This window comes from Paraeggerthella hominis (assembly GCF_021044775.1).
GTDB lineage: Bacteria > Actinomycetota > Coriobacteriia > Coriobacteriales > Eggerthellaceae > Paraeggerthella > Paraeggerthella hominis.
The window spans coordinates 1-856 of record NZ_JAJNOQ010000027.1 but is presented as its reverse complement, the minus strand read 5'-3'; the positions used below and the strand labels follow the sequence as shown (position 1 = coordinate 856).

Genomic DNA, 856 nt, shown 5'->3' with positions numbered 1-856 from the left:
AGCCTCGCCCTCTGGCCGTCGGTGAGGTCCTCGGGGTTCTTCACGAGCGCGTAGCGGCTGCCCTTGATGGAGGCCGCCTCCTCCTCGAGCGCCCTGACCTCCTCGGGCGGCAGCTCGCCTTTGGCAGGCCTGCCGCGCTTGCCCTCGGGCCTGGGCCTGGCGGCCCTGGCGGCGGCCCTGGCGGCGTTCCACTCCCCGCAGCGCACGGCGTCGAGCGCGCCGTTCATCCACTGGACCACGTGGAAGGGGTCCATGACCCACCTCGCGTTGGGGCAGCGGCGCTTGACCAGCTGCCCTATCCGCCTCGCGCCGTCGGCGGCCACCACCTCCATGGCGCGCCTCTGCTCGCGCGCGAGCCCGTCGAGGAACAGGTTGAGCACGTCCTTGCCGGTGCCCTCGTGCGCCCAGATGAGGCAGCCGCGGTCGTGGCCGACGACCACCGTGACGTACTTGTGGCCCTTCTTGTACGACGTCTCGTCGATGCCGATGCGGCGCACGCCGTCGAACCTCGAGGCGCCGCGCGCGGCCTCCAGCTCGGCGTAGACGCGCCTGCACACGCCGCCCACGCCGTGCCACTCGACGCGGGCGAGCTCGGAGACCGCCGAGGCGGTGCAGCGGACCGCCAGCCACGCCACCCAGTCCTCGAAGTCGCGCGTGAAGCGCGCCCCGTGCCGCGCCCAGGGGACGGCCTCGGTGCGCACGCCGTGCTCCGGGCAGCGCACCCTGCAGGGCGCGTACTCCAGGTAGCAGGCCGAGCGCGCCAGGTCCATCGCCCTCCACAGCCTGGGGGCCCCGCGGTTCGCCATGTCGTAGAAGTCGCAGGCCCTGCCGCATACGGGGCAGCGGCGCTGCTCGC

At 73.8% G+C, this 856-nt stretch carries 1 protein-coding gene; it reads right to left on the bottom strand.

Annotated elements, in window-relative coordinates:
• A partial coding sequence (locus LQE90_RS12310) for a transposase (protein WP_216530031.1) occupies nt 1-770 on the bottom strand: 770 nt, incomplete at its 3' end.
• Between the last annotated feature and the right edge of the window lie 86 nt (nt 771-856).